The sequence below is a fragment of the Streptomyces sp. NPDC086147 genome (assembly GCF_040702165.1).
In the GTDB taxonomy this organism is placed as follows: Bacteria; Actinomycetota; Actinomycetes; order Streptomycetales; family Streptomycetaceae; genus Streptomyces.
This window is the reverse complement of record NZ_JBFBJO010000001.1, coordinates 1-14,604: the sequence shown is the minus strand read 5'-3', so window position 1 is coordinate 14,604 and position 14,604 is coordinate 1. Positions and strand designations below refer to the sequence as shown.

14 protein-coding genes and 1 pseudogene are annotated in these 14,604 nt (G+C 73.0%); 4 read left to right on the top strand and 11 right to left on the bottom strand.

Annotation, left to right across the window (positions count from 1 at the left end; genetic code table 11):
* Window positions 1–33 precede the first annotated feature (33 nt).
* The 11 genes from mscL to AB0398_RS00025 are packed head-to-tail and all read right to left on the bottom strand — an operon-like array spanning window position 34 to window position 10,454.
* The gene (gene mscL, locus AB0398_RS00075) at window positions 34–489 is read right to left on the bottom strand and encodes a large conductance mechanosensitive channel protein MscL (protein WP_366370984.1); all 456 of its coding nucleotides are present in this window, start codon (window positions 487–489) and stop codon (window positions 34–36) included.
* A gap of 34 nt (window positions 490–523) precedes the next feature.
* A complete protein-coding gene (locus AB0398_RS00070) occupies window positions 524–2,065 on the bottom strand; it encodes an NADH-quinone oxidoreductase subunit N (protein WP_366370983.1) in 1,542 nt (513 codons plus the stop codon).
* Window positions 2,062–3,615, bottom strand: a complete 1,554-nt coding sequence (locus tag AB0398_RS00065; RefSeq protein ID WP_366372314.1) for an NADH-quinone oxidoreductase subunit M — start codon at window positions 3,613–3,615, stop codon at window positions 2,062–2,064. The genes AB0398_RS00070 and AB0398_RS00065 overlap by 4 nt, the downstream gene beginning before the upstream one ends.
* A gap of 27 nt (window positions 3,616–3,642) precedes the next feature.
* Entirely contained in the window at window positions 3,643–5,619 is a 1,977-nt protein-coding gene (locus AB0398_RS00060) for an NADH-quinone oxidoreductase subunit L (protein ID WP_366370981.1), read from the bottom strand.
* Window positions 5,616–5,993, bottom strand: coding sequence for an NADH-quinone oxidoreductase subunit NuoK (nuoK, locus tag AB0398_RS00055; RefSeq protein ID WP_366370979.1), 378 nt, complete (start codon window positions 5,991–5,993; stop codon window positions 5,616–5,618). The genes AB0398_RS00060 and nuoK overlap by 4 nt, the downstream gene beginning before the upstream one ends.
* Entirely contained in the window at window positions 5,993–6,568 is a 576-nt protein-coding gene (locus AB0398_RS00050) for an NADH-quinone oxidoreductase subunit J (protein ID WP_366370977.1), read from the bottom strand. The genes nuoK and AB0398_RS00050 overlap by 1 nt, the downstream gene beginning before the upstream one ends.
* Window positions 6,565–7,113, bottom strand: a complete 549-nt coding sequence (locus tag AB0398_RS00045; RefSeq protein ID WP_366370975.1) for an NADH-quinone oxidoreductase subunit I — start codon at window positions 7,111–7,113, stop codon at window positions 6,565–6,567. Before AB0398_RS00045 ends, AB0398_RS00050 begins: the two co-directional genes overlap by 4 nt.
* Window positions 7,113–8,081 (bottom strand): complex I subunit 1 family protein, encoded by a 969-nt coding sequence (locus tag AB0398_RS00040; protein ID WP_366370973.1) that lies wholly within the window; start codon window positions 8,079–8,081, stop codon window positions 7,113–7,115. The genes AB0398_RS00045 and AB0398_RS00040 overlap by 1 nt, the downstream gene beginning before the upstream one ends.
* Complete coding sequence (locus tag AB0398_RS00035; protein ID WP_366370971.1) at window positions 8,078–9,442, bottom strand: NADH-quinone oxidoreductase subunit C; 1,365 nt, start codon at window positions 9,440–9,442, stop codon at window positions 8,078–8,080. The genes AB0398_RS00040 and AB0398_RS00035 overlap by 4 nt, the downstream gene beginning before the upstream one ends.
* Window positions 9,439–10,035 (bottom strand): NADH-quinone oxidoreductase subunit B family protein, encoded by a 597-nt coding sequence (locus AB0398_RS00030; protein ID WP_366370969.1) that lies wholly within the window; start codon window positions 10,033–10,035, stop codon window positions 9,439–9,441. The genes AB0398_RS00035 and AB0398_RS00030 overlap by 4 nt, the downstream gene beginning before the upstream one ends.
* Window positions 10,026–10,454 carry an NADH-quinone oxidoreductase subunit A gene (locus AB0398_RS00025; RefSeq protein WP_366370968.1) on the bottom strand — a complete coding sequence of 143 codons (429 nt, stop codon included), beginning with the start codon at window positions 10,452–10,454 and terminating at the stop codon, window positions 10,026–10,028. The genes AB0398_RS00030 and AB0398_RS00025 overlap by 10 nt, the downstream gene beginning before the upstream one ends.
* Window positions 10,455–10,607: 153 nt before the next feature.
* Between AB0398_RS00025 and AB0398_RS00020 the strand changes: the two genes are divergently transcribed.
* From AB0398_RS00020 to AB0398_RS00005, 4 genes and pseudogenes are all read left to right on the top strand, one after another.
* Complete coding sequence (locus tag AB0398_RS00020) at window positions 10,608–11,807, top strand: sensor domain-containing protein (RefSeq protein WP_366370966.1); 1,200 nt, start codon at window positions 10,608–10,610, stop codon at window positions 11,805–11,807.
* A gap of 166 nt (window positions 11,808–11,973) precedes the next feature.
* Window positions 11,974–13,260, top strand: coding sequence for a sensor domain-containing protein (locus AB0398_RS00015; protein ID WP_366370964.1), 1,287 nt, complete (start codon window positions 11,974–11,976; stop codon window positions 13,258–13,260).
* A gap of 160 nt (window positions 13,261–13,420) precedes the next feature.
* Window positions 13,421–14,080 carry a response regulator transcription factor gene (locus tag AB0398_RS00010; RefSeq protein ID WP_366372313.1) on the top strand — a complete coding sequence of 220 codons (660 nt, stop codon included), beginning with the start codon at window positions 13,421–13,423 and terminating at the stop codon, window positions 14,078–14,080.
* A 321-nt stretch (window positions 14,081–14,401) separates the two neighbouring features.
* A pseudogene (locus AB0398_RS00005) lies at window positions 14,402–14,604 on the top strand (2-oxoglutarate ferredoxin oxidoreductase subunit alpha); the annotation flags it as partial.

Genomic DNA, 14,604 nt, shown 5'->3' with positions numbered 1-14,604 from the left:
GCGCCGGGGTGTCCGTGTGGGCCGTTCGGGTGATCAGCGGGGGGCCGGGAGCTCGACCTTCTCCAGGAGGGTGCCGACGGGCTCGACCTCGCCGGTGCAGAAGGCGCAGCGGGAGGCGATGGCCGGGATCTCGCTGTAGCAGTGGGGGCAGTCGCGCTTCTCCGACTTGGGGTCGGCGGCCTCTTCCTTGGCGAACTTGTGCTGGATGCCCGTCATGGGGACGACGATCAGGAAGTAGAGGACCGCCGCGGTGATGACGAAGGCGATGGTCGCCGAGATGGCCAGGCCGTAGGGGAAGACCGTCCCGCCGATGTGGAACGTCGCGTCGTTGAAGTTGCCGACGGTGCCGGTCGCGAGACCGATGAGGGGGGTGATGAAGGCCTTGCTGAAGCCCGTGACGACGGAGGTGAACGCCGTTCCGACGGCCAGACCGATGGCCATCGAGATGACATTCCCGCGAAGTATGAAGTCCTTGAATCCGTTCAGCACGGGGTCCTGCTCCTAGGTTCTGCTCGGGTGGGGATCAGAAGAGGCCGTTCGCCGCGAAGCGGAGGGCGAACTGCGGGTAGCCCGACAGGACCGCTCCGGCCGCGGTGGTCAGCGCGATCGCCAGGGTGATCGGCGCGGAGGGCCGGCGGAGGGCGACGCCGCCCTCCGGGGCGCCTTCCGGAGCGCCTTCCGGGGCCTCTCCAGGTGCTCCTTCCGGGGTGCGGAAGAGCAGGGCCGTCCAGCGGAGGTAGTAGTACAGCGCGATCACGACGTTGAGCGCCATGACCACGGCCAGCCAGCCCAGGCCCGCGTCGACGGCCGCCGAGAAGACGGTCACCTTGGCGAAGAGGCCGATGATACCCGGGGGCAAACCGGCCAGATTCAGGAGGAAGAAGGCGAGCGCGAGGGCGGCGGCGGGGTTCGCCGCGTACAGGCCGCGGTAGTCCTCGATCCGGTTCCGGGGGCGCACGCGCGCGACGAGCGCGACGACCGCGAAGGCACCGAGGTTCACGACGGCGTACATCAGGGCGTACGCGACGGTGGCGCCGATCTGGTCGTTCCCGGAGTACGCGGCGGCCGCGATCGGCACCAGGAGGTAGCCCGCCTGGGCGACGGAGGACCAGGCGAGCAGCCGGACCGCGCTCCACGCGCGCGTGGAGGACTGGCGCAGGGCGGCGACGTTCCCCGCGGTCATGGTGAGCGCGGCGAGGACGGCGAGCGCCGGGCCCCACACGTCCGCGTACGAGGGGAAGGCGACGACGGTCACCAGGATCAGGCCGGTGAAGCCGACGGCCTTGCCGACCACGGAGAGGTAGGCGGCGACGGGCAGCGGGGCGCCGACGTAGGTGTCCGGGACCCAGAAGTGGAAGGGGACGGCGGCCGTCTTGAAGGCGAAGCCGACGAGGGTGAGGGCGACGCCCGCCTCGGCGAGGGTCTGGAACTGCCCGGGGACCTCGTCGAGGCGCTGGGCGATCTCCGTGAGGTGGAGGGTGCCGGTCGTCGCGTACACGAAGCTCGCGCCGAGCAGGGTGACGGCGGTGGCGGTGACGGAGGAGAGGAAGAACTTGAGGGCGGCCTCGCCGGACATGCGGTCGCCGCGCTTGAGGCCGACGAGCGCGAAGGCGGGCAGGGAGGCCACCTCCAGGGCGACGACGAGGGTCGCGAGGTCCCGGGAGGCGGGCAGCAGGGCGGCTCCGGCGGCGGAGGAGAGCAGCAGGAACCAGTACTCGCCGGCCGGGAGCCGCTCGCGGGTCTCGTCCAGGGAGAGCAGCGCGGTGAGGAGCGCCCCGCCGAGGACGAGGAGCTGGACGACGAGGGTGAAGTGGTCGGCGGTGTAGCTGCACGCCGTGACCCGGGTGTCGGGGGTGAGGCAGAAGGTGGAGCGGTCGCCGGCCCGCAGCGGGACGAGGAGGGCGAGGGCGGCGGTGAGGCCGCCGATCGCGGTCCAGCCGAGGAGCCGCTTGCGCTCCGGCGGGAGGAAGAGGTCGGCGACGAGGACGGCGAGGGCGACCGCGGCCGTGAGGACGGGGGGCGCGATCGTGAGCCAGTCGACGGACTGGACGAGCTGCGACGTCACTGGGTGCCTCCGGCGAGGAGCTTCTGGACGGCCGGGTCGGTGAGGCCGAGGAGGACGGCGGGCCAGAGTCCGGCGAGGACGGTGAGGGCGACGAGCGGGGTCCAGGCGGCGAACTCGTACCCCTGGACGTCGGCGATCGGGGTCTCCCCGGCGGGCCGGGGGCCGCCCATGCAGACGCGGCGGACGACGATCAGGAGGTACGCGGCGGTCAGCAGGGTGCCGAAGGCGCCGATCGCCGTGAAGGTGAGGAAGGCGGGGCGGCTGAGGCCCTCGGCCGGGTCGAAGGCGCCGAAGAGGGCCAGCATCTCGCCCCAGAAGCCGGCCAGGCCGGGCAGGCCGAGGGAGGCGACGGCGGCGAAGGCGAGGAGGGCGCCGAGGCGGGGCGCGCGGCCGTAGAGGGCTGCCCCGGTGGCGCCGGCGAGGGTGTCGAGGTCGGCGGTGCCGTACCGGTCCTTGACCGCGCCGACCAGGAAGAAGAGCAGTCCGGTGACGAGGCCGTGGGCGACGTTGGCGAAGAGCGCGCCGTTGACCCCGGTGGGGGTCATGGAGGCGATGCCGAGGAGCACGAAGCCCATGTGGCCGACGGAGGAGTACGCGATGAGGCGCTTGAGGTCGCCCTTGGCGCCGGGGCGCGCGAGGGCGAGGCAGGCGAGCGAGCCGTAGACGATCCCGGCGACGGCGAAGGCGGCGAGGTACGGGGCGAAGGTCCGCATGCCGTCGGGCGCGATCGGCAGGACGATCCGGACGAACCCGTACGTGCCCATCTTGAGCAGGACGCCGGCGAGGAGGACGGAGCCGACGGTGGGGGCGGCGGTGTGGGCGTCCGGGAGCCAGCTGTGCAGCGGCCACATCGGGGTCTTCACGGCGAGCCCGAGCCCGATCGCGAGGACGGCGGTGACCTGCACGGACGTGGTCAGTCCCCGGCCGTTGCCGGCGGCGAGCGCCACCATGTCGAACGTGCCCGCCTTCACGCCGACGAGGAGCAGGCCGAGCAGCATGACGACGGAGCCGAGCAGCGTGTAGAGGACGAACTTCCAGGAGGCGGCGCGCCTGCCCTCGCCGCCCCAGCGGGCGATGAGGAAGTACATCGGGATGAGGACCGTCTCGAAGGCCAGGAAGAACAGGACGAGGTCGAGGACGGCGAAGGTGGCGAGGGTGCCGGACTCCAGGACGAGGAGCAGGGCGACGAAGGCCTTGGGGGAGGGCCCGCTCGGCGTCTTGAAGTAGCTGTGGAGCGCGCAGAGGAAGCCCAGGAGGGCGGTCAGGACCAGGAGGGGCAGGGAGATGCCGTCGACACCGAGGTGGATGCGCACGTCCAGTGCCCTGATCCAGCCGATGTCCGTCGTGGCCTGCGTCCTCGACGGGTGGTCGTGGTCGAAGCCGAGCGCGAGGACGATCGCGGCGAGCAGGATCGCGCCGGTGACGGTGACGCCGTGGCGCAGGACGGCCTGGTCGGGCGACTTCCCCTTCAGTCCGGGCGGGGCCGGGAGGAGGGCGGCGACGGCGCCGAGGAGCGGGCCGGCGACGATCAGTACCAGGAGGAACTGCATCACGGTTTCGTTGAGGTCGATCACGGCTCACGCTCCGGCGACGGCGTTGGCGAGGGCGACTGCGGCGATCGCCAGGACGACGGAGCCGGCGAGCAGGGCGCTCAGATAGGTCTGGAGGTTGCCGGTCTGGGCGCGGCGGACGAGCCACCCCAGGCCCTTGGCCGAACCGGCGGCGCCCCGGACGTACGTCTCGACGACCTCGCGGTCCAGGAAGCGGACCAGGGAGGCGGCGGCGAGTACGGGGCGGACGAAGGCGGCGCGGTAGACGGCGTCCAGGTGGAAGCCGTCGGCGGCGGGGCGGTACAGGCGTCCGAGGAGGACGCGGCCCGGGTCGGCCGGGTCCTCGCCGGGCTGCGGCAGGTGCAGCGCCTCGGCCTCGACCAGGCCCGCTTCGGCGTCCGGGTGGGCGACGTGCTGGGTGGGGACGACGGGGGCCCGGGCGGCGAGCGTGCGCCAGACCGCGTAGGTGACGGCGGCTCCGGCGACGGCGAGGCCGGTGCCGAGGACGGCGGTGGTGAGGGTCGGGGCGAGTTCGTTCCCGTCGAACCACTCGGGGAGGTACCGGACGGTCAGGCCGAAGCCGAGGGAGGGGACGGCCAGGACCCACAGGACGGAGGTCATGGCGATCGGCTGGCGTCCGTGGTCCGGAGCCTCCGCGCCGCGGCCCCGGAAGGCGCGCAGCCAGAGGCGGAGGGCGTAGGCGGCGGTGAGGAGGGCGGTCAGGAGGCCCGCCACGAGGACGGTCCAGCCGGCTCCGGCGGGGGCGACGGTCCGGTCCCCGAGCGCGGTGTGCTCGGCGGCCACCAGGACGGCCTCCTTGGAGAAGAAGCCGGCGAAGGGCGGGATCGCGGCGAGGGCGAGGAGGGCGACGGTCGTCGTCCAGTACGCGTCCGGGATCCGCTTCGCCAGGCCGCTCATGCGGGACATGGCGGTCAGCGAGTTCGTACCGGCGGCGTGGATGACCACCCCGGCGGCGAGGAAGAGCAGCGCCTTGAAGGCGGCGTGCGAGAGGAGGTGGAAGACGGCGGCGCCCCGGTCGCCGACGGCGAGGGCCCCGGCCATGTAGCCGAGCTGGCCGATCGTCGAGTAGGCGAGGACCCGCTTGATGTCGTCCTGGGCGAGCGCGGCGAGCGCCGAGCCGACCATCGTGATCGCGGCCATCACGGCGAGGACGGTCATCGCGGCGGCGGAGGCCGCGAAGACGGGAAGCAGCCGGGCCGTGAAGTAGACGCCGGCGGCGACCATCGTCGCCGCGTGGATGAGCGCGGAGACGGGGGTGGGACCGGCCATGGCGTCCGGGAGCCAGGTGTGCAGCGGGAACTGCGCGGACTTGCCCGCGACGCCGGCGAGCAGCAGCAGCGCGATCAGGGTGGGATGGTCGAGGCCGCCGGTCGCGACGGCGCCGAGGACCCCGGTGATCCGGAAGGTGCCGGCGTCGACGGCGAGCGCGAACAGCCCGATGAGGAAGGGCACGTCGCCGAGCTTGGTGACGAGGAAGGCCTTGAGGGAGGCGGACCGGGCCTCGGGGGTCTCCCAGTAGTGGCCGACGAGGAAGTACGAGCAGATGCCCATGACCTCCCAGCCGACCAGGAGCACCATCAGGTCGCCGGAGTAGACGACGAGGAGCATCGCGGCGGTGAAGAGGGAGACGAGCGCGGCGTACGAGGGGTAGCGCGGGTCGTCGCGGAGGTAGCCGGTCGAGTAGATCTGCACGCAGGTGGCGACCACGCCGACGAGTACGGCGACGAGGGCGGCGAAGCCGTCGACGTGCAGGGCCAGGTCGATCGGGACCGAGCCGGTGGGGGTGAGCTGGGTGGCGGCGTCGATCGCCTTCCCGCCGCCCTGGCGGACCGCCACGAGCACGGCCAGGACGGCGGCGGCGAGGGTCGGGAGGACGGCGAGGGGGCGGACGAAGCCGGGGGCGGTGCGGCCGAGGAGGAGGCCGGCGGCGGAGCCGAGGAAGGGGAGGAGGGGGACGAGGACGGCGAGGCTGGTGGTGGTCACGCGGCGGCCTCGGCCTTCTCGTCGGATGTCTTGTCCCTGCCCGGGTCCGGGTCCGCGTCCGGATGCGGGTTCTCCGCCGTGTCGCGGAGGCGGTCGACGTCCGAGGTGCCGCGGTTGCGGTGGACCATCAGGACGATCGCGAGGCCGATGCCGATCTCCGCGGCGGCGACGGCGATGGTGAAGAGGGTGAGGGCCTGGCCGGCGTGGAGGGCGTCGCGGAGCCAGACGTCGAAGGCGACGAGGTTGAGGTTGACGGCGTTGAGCATCAGCTCGACGGACATCAGGACGAGGATCGCGTTGCGGCGGGCGAGGACGCCGTAGAGGCCGGTGCAGAAGAGGAGGGCGGCGAGGACGGCCGGGTAGGCGAGGTGCATCAGCGCTCCCCCTCCTTCTTCTTCCGGGAGAGCACGATGGCGCCGACCAGGGCGGCCAGGAGGAGCACGGACAGCGCCTCGAAGGGCAGCACCCAGTGCCGGAAGAGGATCGAGCCGGTGACCTCGGTGGAGCCCTGCACGGCGCCGTCCAGGTCGATCCAGGTCGTGCGGAACGCGTCGACGACCACCCAGACGAGCGCGGCCGCGGCGGCCAGGGCCACGGCGAGGGCGACCGGGCGGTTGCCCGAGTCCGTGTCCGGGGAGCGGCCGATGGGGGCCTTGGTGAGCATGAGGCCGAAGAGGAGGAGGACGACGACGGAGCCGACGTAGATCAGCACCTGGACCCAGGCGATGAACTCGGCGGTCAGGAGCAGGTACTCGACGGCGAGCCCGCCGAGGGCCACGACCAGCCAGAGGGCGGCGTGCACCAACTGGCGGGTGGTGACGGTGACGACGGCGGCGCCGAGGGTGACGAGGCCGACGAGGAGGAAGGCGATCTCGACGCCGGTGGGCGAGAGGAAGCCGTGGCCTTGCGCGGCCTGCTGCTGTGCCGTGTGTACCGCTGTCAGGATCACCGCTGTTCCCCCTCGGCGGCCGCCGCGGCCGCCGCCTTCTCCGCCGCCTTGCGGGCGGCGGCGATCTCCTTCGGTTCCTCCGCGCGCGGGTCGAGCGCGGGCGGTTCCGGGACCGTCCACATCCACTCGCGGAGCTTGTCGCGCTCGTGCGTCAGCTCGTGGATGTCGGTCTCCGCGTACTCGAACTCGGGCGACCAGAACAGCGCGTCGAAGGGGCACACCTCGATGCAGATGCCGCAGTACATGCAGAGCGCGAAGTCGATGGCGAAGCGGTCGAGGACGTTCCGGCTGCGCTCGCGGCCGCCGGGGGCGGCGGGCGGCACCGTCTCCTTGTGGGAGTCGATGTAGATGCACCAGTCGGGGCACTCGCGGGCGCAGAGCATGCAGACCGTGCAGTTCTCCTCGAACAGGCCGATGACCCCGCGGGTGCGGGGCGGGAGTTCGGGCTGCACGTCGGGGTACTGCGCGGTGACGGTCTTCCTCGTCATCGTGCGGAGGGTGACGGCGAGGCCCTTGGCGAGGCCGGAACCTGGAATCGGTGCCATTACTGGATCGCCACCTTCACGATGCCGGTGAGCGCGATCTGCGCGAGGGCGAGCGGGACGAGCGTCGTCCAGGCGAGGCGCTGGAGCTGGTCCTCGCGCAGGCGCGGGTAGCTGACCCGCAGCCAGATGACGACGAAGGCGAGGACGGCGGTCTTCAGGAGGGTCCAGACCCAGCCGAGGCCGTCGGCGCCGAGGGGGCCGTGCCAGCCGCCGAGGAAGAGGACGGTGGTGAGGCCGCAGAGGACGACGATGCCGGCGTACTCGGCGAGCAGGAAGAGCGCGAAGCGGAGGCCGGTGTACTCGGTGTACGCGCCGAAGATGATCTCCGAGTCGGCGACCGGCATGTCGAACGGCGGCCGCTGGAGCTCGGCGAGGCCGGCCACGAAGAAGACGAGCGCGCCGACGATCTGCCAGGGCAGCCACCACCACTCGAAGGCGTTCAGGATGCCGGGGAGGGAGACGGTGCCGGCGGCCATCGCGACGGAGGCGGCGGCGAGGAGCATCGGGAGCTCGTACGCGAGGAGCTGGGCGGCGGTCCGCAGACCGCCGAGCAGCGAGAACTTGTTCGCGGACGCCCAGCCGGCCATGAGGCTGCCGAGGACGCCGACGCCCATCACGGCGAGCACGAAGAAGATGCCGGCGTCGACGACCTGGCCGACGGCCCCTTCCTCCGGGCCGACCGGGATCGCGACGAGGACGAGGAGGTACGGGAGGAGGGCGACGGCCGGCGCGAGCTGGAAGACCCGCCGGTCGGCGTCCTTCGGGACCACGTCCTCCTTCTGCGCGAACTTCACGCCGTCGGCGACGAGCTGGGCCCAGCCGTGGAAGCCGCCGGCGTACATGGGGCCGAGGCGGCCCTGCATGTGGGCCATGACCTTGTGCTCGGTCTGGCCGACGACGAGGGGCAGCACGAGGAAGACGGCGAAGACGACGAGGAGCCGGAGGGCGACGTCGAGTACGTCGTTCACGCGGGATCGCCTCCGGCGGGGTGGGTGGGGTCGGCGGGCTTTCCGTTGCCGGGCCCGTCGGGGTCGGGGGCGTCAGGGACGTCGGGGTCCGTGTCGGACTTGGAGGCCGGGTCGGGGCCGGGGGCCGGGTCGGGGCCGGTGCCGGGCTCCGTCGGGGTGGTGGGCTCGGTGGCGGTGGCCGGCTCGGTGGCGGTGGCCGGCTCGGTGGCGGTGGCCGGTTCCGCCGGGGTGTCCGGGATCTCCGGAGCGGCCGGTTCCGTCGGAGCAGCGGGCTCGGTCCGGGTCTCCGGAGTGGCCGGGGCCGCCGGGGTGTCCGGCTCCGCCGATTCCTCGTCGAAGGCCGGGCGGGCGTGGTGCCAGGGGGCGTCCGTGCTGCGGGTGTGCCGGGGGGCCGGCGGCTCCTGGGGCGTCTGGCTCACCGAGCCGTCGGACGCCGAGCGGGAGCGGCGCGGGGGGCGCGCCGCCGCGTCCGGAGCCGCCGTCTGGCTCGCGGAGCCGTCCGAGGCGGAACGGGAGCGGCGCGGCGGGCGCGGCGCCTCGGGCGGGGTGCCCGCCGTCGCGTCTCCTGCCTCGGCCGCCGTCGCGTCCCCCGACTGGCTCGCCGAACCCTCCGAAGCCGAGCGGGTACGGCGTACCGGAGCAGCCGCCCCCTCCTGGCTCGCCGAGCCCTCCGAAGCCGACCGCGCACGGCGTACCGGAGGTGTCGTCGTCGGGTCGGCCGGGGTCGTCTCCGTCGTCGTGCGGGTGCGGCGGGCCGGGCGTTCGGCTCGGGTGGGGGCCGGGGGGAGCTGGCCCTTGAGGGGGCCCCATTCGTTGGGGTCCGGGACGCCCGGGGGGAGCATCTGGCGGCGCTTGGGGCCGCCGTCGTGGGACTCGCCCGGCTCCTTCGCGCCCGGCCACGCCTTGGCGACCCGGGCCGCGAGGACGAAGTCCTTGCGCAGCGGGTGGCCCTCGAAGTTCTCGGGGAGGAGGAGCGGGGCCGGGTTCGGGTGGCCCGTGAAGTCCACGCCGAACATCTCGTGGGTCTCGCGCTCGTGCCAGCCCGTGCCCGCGTACACCTCCACCGCCGTGGGGAGGACGGGCGCGGAGTGCGGGACCGTCGTGCGGACCAGGAGGCGGCGCGGGCGGCCCCCGCCGAGGGACGCCACGTGCGCGCAGACGCGGAACCCGGTGCCCGGCTCGTCGACCGCGCTCAGCCAGTCGAAGTAGGTGCAGCCCAGCTCGTCGCGGGCCGTGGTCAGGGCGGTGATCCAGGAGGACGGCGGGACGTCGACGGTCAGCAGGTCGTACGCCCGTTCCGCCGTCGCCTCCTCGCCGAAGATCTCCGTCACCGCGTCGGGGAGGCCGTCGTACGCGTTCATGCCGTGCCTCCCGGCGGGGGCGTCAGCGGGCTCGTCAGCTCCGGCACCGACGCGGACCGTCCGTAGCGCTCCGCGAGGCTCTCCCGGGCGATCTTCTCCTGGAGCTTGAGGATGCCCTGGAGCAGCGCCTCGGGCCGGGGCGGGCACCCCGGCACGTACACGTCGACCGGGATGATCTGGTCGACGCCCTTCGTCACGGAGTACGAGTCCCAGTACGGGCCGCCGCAGTTGGAGCAGGCGCCGAAGGAGATGACGTACTTCGGCTCGGGCATCTGCTCGTAGAGGCGCTTCACGGCCGGTGCCATCTTGTCCGTCACCGTGCCCGAGACGATCATCAGATCGGCCTGGCGCGGGCCGGGCGCGAAGGGGATCACGCCGAGGCGGATGAAGTCGTGCCGGGCCATCGACGCGGCGATGAACTCGATCGCGCAGCAGGCGAGTCCGAAGTTGAAGACCCACAGGCTGTAGCGGCGGCCCCAGTTGAGGACCACCTTCATCGGTTCGGGGGCCAGCCGGGCGAGCGGTCCCAGCTTCGGAGCGGGCAGGGCCACGGGCTCGGCGGCGGTTCCGGGGACTCCGGGTGTTACGTCCATGTCAGGACGCCCTTCTTGTACGCGTAGAGCAGCCCCACGGCCAGGAAGCCGAGGAAGACGAACATCTCGACCAGGGTCGTGGCGCCGTAGCCGGGCGCGGCGAAGACCGTCGCCCAGGGGAAGAGGAAGATCGAGTCGACGGCGAAGATCACGTAGAGGAAGGCGTACACGTAGTAGCGGACCTGGGTGTGCGCCCAGCCCTCCCCCACGGGGTCGACGCCGCACTCGTACGTGAGGAGCTTCTCGGGCGTCGGCACGACGGGCCGGAGCAGCCGGCCGGCGCCGAACGCCACGGCGACGAAGAGCACGCCGACGACGGCGAGCAGGCCGACGACGGAGTACGTCTGGAAGTAGTCCGCCGCGTCGGCCGCGACGACGGTCGGTTCCCGCACGTCCACCCCTCGGTCCAGGTGCCCCATGAGTCACTTCTGTTCTGTACGCACGCGAGTCTAGGCCCTGCTAAAGGGACCGTAAGCAGTCGCGGTGGCCGGTTCCGGTGGGGTTAACCCCCTCCCCCACCGGCCCACCTCCCCCATGGCGGCGCACGAGCCGCGCCGGGCACCCTGGGGCCCATGAGCGCCGATCACGACTCCGCCGCCGGCTCTGCAGCCGCCTCTTCCACGGGTTCCGCCGCCGTCCCGGCGCGCCCCCGCACCGCCTACGGGAAGGAGACCTGGAAGGAGATCGCCTTCCTCCTCTCCAACCTGGTCACGGCGCTGGTCGGTTTCGTCTACGCGGTGGTGAGCGTCCTGCTCGGCGTGGGCCTCTCGGTCACCGTGATCGGCCTGCCGCTGCTCGCCCTCGGTCTCGGCGGCGCCCGGCTGATCGGCCGGTCGGAGCGGGCGCGGGCCCGGGGCCTGCTCGGCGTCGCGGTCCGGGAGCCGTCCCCGCTGCCCCGGCGCGGCGGCTTCTTCGGATGGCTGTGGTCGGCGCTGAAGGACCCGGTGGCCTGGCGGGCCCAGCTCTACCACCTGATCCGACTGCCATGGGGGATCCTGACGTTCACGGTCACCCTGGTCTCGCTCCTCGTCCTCTGGCCCGTCCTGCCCTTCGTCTCGCGGCTGCTCGCGAGCGCCGACCGGGGCATGGTCCGGGGGCTGCTCTCGCCCTCCGACGAGCTGGAGCGGCGGATCGTCGAGCTGGAGACGGACCGGGGCGTGGTCGTCGACACCGCCGCCGCCGACCTGCGGCGCATCGAGCGCGATCTGCACGACGGCGCGCAGGCCCGGCTCGTCGCCCTCGCGATGGGGCTCGGCCTGGCCAAGGAGAAGCTCCTCGACGACCCGGAGGCCGCCGCCGCGATGGTCGACGAGGCGCACGGCGAGGTGAAGCTCGCGCTCCAGGAGCTGCGGGACCTGGCCCGGGGCATCCACCCGGCCGTCCTCACCGACCGGGGCCTCGGCGCCGCCCTGTCCTCGGTCTCCGCGCGCTGCACGGTCCCGGTGCGGGTCGACGTCGACCTGGCCGAGCGGCCGGCCGAGGCCATCGAGGGCATCGCGTACTTCACGGTGTCGGAGCTGCTCCAGAACGTCTCCAAGCACTCCCGCGCCCGGTCCGCCTCCGTGGAGGTGTGGCGGGCGGGCGACCGGCTGATGCTCCGGGTCGAGGACGACGGCACCGGCGGGGCGCGCCTCGACGGCGGCACGGGGCTCGCCGGGCTCGGGGAGCGCCTCGGCGCGGTCGACGGCGTGCTCGTCGTGGACTCCCCGGCGGGCGGCCCGACGACGGTCACGGCGGAACTGCCGTGGCGGGACCGGCCGGTCGCGCGGTAACCGCTCGCCTCCCGGGCCCCGGGGTGGGGAAAACCCCCGCCCGCAGAGGCCGACTCCCCTCATGGTCCGGCACCGGCCGGAACGGAATCCTGGAACGCGTACCGCCCCGAGCCCACCGGCAGAACACCAGCAGAGCCAGCAGAGCCAGCAGAGAAGGACGTTCGCCATGCCCTCCCACCGACTTCCCGCCGCGATCCGCGCGCCGTTCGAGGGCCGCACCTGGCGCGCCCTCGGATACGTGCTGATCGGACTCCCGCTGAGCGTCTGCTGGTTCGCGCTCTCCGTCTCCCTCGTCTCGACCGGCGCCGGACTGCTGATCACCTTCCTCGGCGTGCCGGTCCTGGCCGGGGCGCTCGCCCTGTGCCGGGGCTTCGGAGCGGTGGAGCGGGCCAGGGCGCGGGCGCTGCTCGGCCTCGACGTGACGGCGCCGGAGCCGGTGCGCGGCCGGACCGGCGGAGCGTTCTCGTGGATGGGGGCCATGTTGAAGAGCGGAGCCTCGTGGCGGCACCTGCTGTACGCGGTCGTGCACATGCCGTGGGCGGTCTTCTCCTTCTCGGTGACGGTGGCGTTCTGGGGCTGGGGCTGGAGCCTCTTCACCTATCCGCTGTGGCAGTGGACGTTCCCCGCGTACGTCGGGCAGGACGGGATCCAGCTGTACGGCGACGGGACGCACGGCCTCTACCTGGACTCGCCGTTCGAGATCGCGGCGACCTGCCTGGTCGGCCTGCTGTTCGTGATGGCGGGGCCGTGGCTGCTGCGCGGGTTCGTCGCCGTCGACCGGTTCCTGGTGGCCGGGCTGCTCGGCCCGTCCCGGCCGGCCTCGCGCGTGACGGAGCTGGAGTCGGACCGGGGCGTCCTCGTGGACACCGCCGCCGCCGACCTGCGGCGCATCGAGCGCGCGCTGCACGACGGCGCGCAGGCCCGGCTCTCGGCGCTCGCCATGGACCTCGGCCTGGCGAAGGAGAGGCTGGCGGAGGACCCGAAGGCGGCGGCGGTCCTGGTGGAGGAGGCGCACGGCGAGGTGAAGCTCGCGCTCCAGGAGCTGCGGGACCTGGCCCGGGGCATCCACCCGGCCGTCCTCACCGACCGGGGCCTGGACGCGGCCCTGTCGGCGGTGGCCTCGCGCTGCGCGGTCCCGGTGTCGGTGGACGTGGACCTGCCGGCGCGGCCGGTCCCGGCCATCGAGGGCATCGCGTACTTCACCGTCTCGGAGCTCCTGCGGAACGTCACCGAGCACGCGCGGGCGCGGCGCGCCCGGGTCGACGTGTGGCGCGCGGGCGACCGGCTGATGCTCCAGGTCGGGGACGACGGCGTCGGTGGCGCGGAGACGGTGGCCGGGCGGAGCCTGGCGACGCTCTCCGAGCGGGTCGGGGCGGTGGACGGGGTCCTCACCGTGGACTCCCCGGCGGGCGGCCCGACGACGGTAACGGCCGAACTGCCCTGGCGGGCTTAGGTCCTGTGCGGCGGACCGGGGCCGCGCCCCCGGCCGTGAACCGCCGGACGGACCCCGGGCACGCACCGGCTCCCGGGTGCGATGCTGGGCCCCTACGGAAGACCGGACGACCTGATCATGGGGGCTGTGGGGCGTGGGAGAGCGGGACGTGGCGGAGCGGGTGCGGGTGGTCATCGCCGAGGATTCGGTACTGCTCCGGGAGGGGCTGACCCGGCTCCTGACCGACCTGGGGCACGAGGTCGTCGCCAAGGTCGGCGACGGCGAGGCGCTGGTGGAGACGGTGGGGAAGCTCGCGGCCGAGGGGGCGCTGCCGGACGTGGTGGTGGCGGACGTGCGGATGCCGCCGACCCACACGGACGAGGGCGTGCGGGCGGCGGTGCGGCTGCGCAAGGACCACCCGGGGCTCGGGGTCCTCGTCCTGTCGCAGTACGTGGAGGAGCAGTACGCCACCGAGCTCCTGGCCGGTTCCAGCCGGGGCGTGGGCTACCTCCTGAAGGACCGGGTCGCGGAGGTCCGCGAGTTCGTGGACGCGGTCGTCCGGGTCGCCGGGGGCGGCACGGCCCTGGACCCGGAGGTCGTGCAGCAGTTGCTCGGCCGCAGCCGGCAGCAGGACGTCCTGGCGAACCTGACCCCGCGCGAGCGGGAGGTCCTGGGCCTGATGGCGGAGGGGCGGACGAACTCGGCGATCGCGAAGGCGCTGGTCGTGAGCGACGGCGCGGTGGAGAAGCACATCAGCAACATCTTCCTGAAGCTGGGGCTCTCGCCGAGTGACGGCGATCATCGACGGGTACTCGCCGTGTTGACGTACCTGAGGTCCTGAGAACGCCCCGAGAGGTCCCGAGGGCAGGCTCGCGGGCGGACTCACGGGCGGGGCTCGCGGGGCCTTAGGGGGTCCTTAGGCGACCCTGAAACGACAAAAAACCGGAATCAGACCTTCCGTAGCACTTCGGACAGTGGCACAGCGTGACGAATCCTGACAGAACGGATCTCGAAAAGCGGTCCATGATGCAAGAAGTCCAGGGAGACTCGACCCCGCCGTCGTAGGGTGGGCAACGGGACGGACGGTGATCGGCCGACCGCGCCCCGAGCTCCTCCCCGCCTCCGGCGGAGAGTCCCCTTGCCACGAGGGAGGTCCAGTTCAGTGACCAGCCAGGTCAGCAGCGAGGCCGGCGAGGCCCTGCTCGGGGAGCAGAGAGGCGCCCCGGCCACGCCCCACGACGGCAACGCGAAGGAAGTCCGTCGACTCGATCGGGTGATCATTCGTTTTGCGGGTGATTCGGGTGATGGTATGCAGCTCACGGGGGATCGGTTCACGTCGGAGACGGCGTCGTTCGGGAATGATCT

Coding starts and splice junctions, on each gene's coding strand:
- AB0398_RS00065 (WP_366372314.1), bottom strand. CDS start 3,615: ATGCAGTTCCTCCTGGTACTGATCGTCGCCGGCCCGCTCCTCGGCGCC.
- nuoK (WP_366370979.1), bottom strand. CDS start 5,993: ATGCACCTCGCCTACCCGGCCGTCCTCGCCGCCCTCCTCTTCTGCACC.
- AB0398_RS00045 (WP_366370975.1), bottom strand. CDS start 7,113: ATGGCACCGATTCCAGGTTCCGGCCTCGCCAAGGGCCTCGCCGTCACC.
- AB0398_RS00035 (WP_366370971.1), bottom strand. CDS start 9,442: ATGAACGCGTACGACGGCCTCCCCGACGCGGTGACGGAGATCTTCGGC.
- AB0398_RS00030 (WP_366370969.1), bottom strand. CDS start 10,035: ATGGACGTAACACCCGGAGTCCCCGGAACCGCCGCCGAGCCCGTGGCC.
- AB0398_RS00025 (WP_366370968.1), bottom strand. CDS start 10,454: ATGGGGCACCTGGACCGAGGGGTGGACGTGCGGGAACCGACCGTCGTC.
- AB0398_RS00020 (WP_366370966.1), top strand. CDS start 10,608: ATGAGCGCCGATCACGACTCCGCCGCCGGCTCTGCAGCCGCCTCTTCC.
- AB0398_RS00015 (WP_366370964.1), top strand. CDS start 11,974: ATGCCCTCCCACCGACTTCCCGCCGCGATCCGCGCGCCGTTCGAGGGC.